Source organism: Pseudomonas sp. NBRC 111127, from assembly GCF_001320345.1.
GTDB lineage: Bacteria > Pseudomonadota > Gammaproteobacteria > Pseudomonadales > Pseudomonadaceae > Aquipseudomonas > Aquipseudomonas juntendi.
On sequence record NZ_BCBD01000333.1, the window covers coordinates 1 to 1,019 of the forward strand.

At 59.0% G+C, this 1,019-nt stretch carries 1 protein-coding gene; it reads right to left on the reverse strand.

Going from position 1 to position 1,019, the window contains the following annotated elements:
* Positions 1-1,019, reverse strand: a 1,019-nt coding sequence (locus tag APH30_RS29265) for an immunoglobulin-like domain-containing protein (RefSeq protein ID WP_177333812.1), incomplete at both ends; no start/stop codon positions are given.

Genomic DNA, 1,019 nt, shown 5'->3' on the forward strand with positions numbered 1-1,019 from the left:
TGCAGGTTTTCCAGCTGCTCGCCGACGACTTCCGCCTTGGTGATGCTGACGGTGATCTTGCCTTCGTCCTTGAACACGTCATCGCCCTGCGCCGGTGCGGCGTAGGACTTGGTGGTTTCACCTGCCGCGAAGGTCAGGGTGGCACCGGTGCTCAGGGTCACGGTGAATGGCTTGTCGAGCGCTTTGTTCAAGGTAACGGTGAAGGTTGGCTCAGTCGCCTCATTCACGGACAGCTGGTCGGCAGCGATGGTGACCTTGACCAGGTCGCCTTCGTTATTGCCACCTGGGTTACCTGGAGTGCCTGGCTCATCGGTAACTACTGTGCTGACAGTATCTTTGCCCAGGTTCAGTTGTTCGAACTGATCGGCGCCAGCGCCTTCGACCTTGGTCAGACCTTGGGTGATGGTGATTGGATCGTTGACGTAGACGTTATCTGGCGCGGTGACGGTAACCGAGCCGGTGGCCTCACCTGCTTTAACGGTCACAGTGGTGCCGTCAGTCAGGGTGAAAGTCAGGCCCTTGTGGTTGGTCACTGGCAAGCTTGGATCAGCGCTGCTCAAGGTCACGGTATAAGTGATCTGACCGCCTTCGGCGACGGTAGAGTTGTCTACCGACAGTTCAGCAGTCACCGGGCTCTGAGTATCGGTCACAGCTACGGACGCAGGCTCGCCGATCTGCAGATTTTCCAGCTGCTCGCCGACCACTTCCGCCTTGGTGATGCTGACGGTGATCTTGCCTTCGTCCTTGAACACATCCTCGCCCTGCGCCGGAGCGGCGTAGGACTTGGTGGTTTCACCGGCCGCGAAGGTCAGGGTGGCACCGGTGCTCAGGGTTACGGTGAACGGCTTGTCCAAAACCTTGTTCAGGGTGACGGTGAAGGTAGGCTCAGTAGCCTCATTCACAGACAGCTGATCGGCAGCGATGGTGACCTTAACCAGGTCGCCTTCGTTGTTGCCGCCTGGGTTGCCAGGGGTGCCCGGCTCATCGGTGACTACTGTGCTGACGGTATCTTTGCCCAG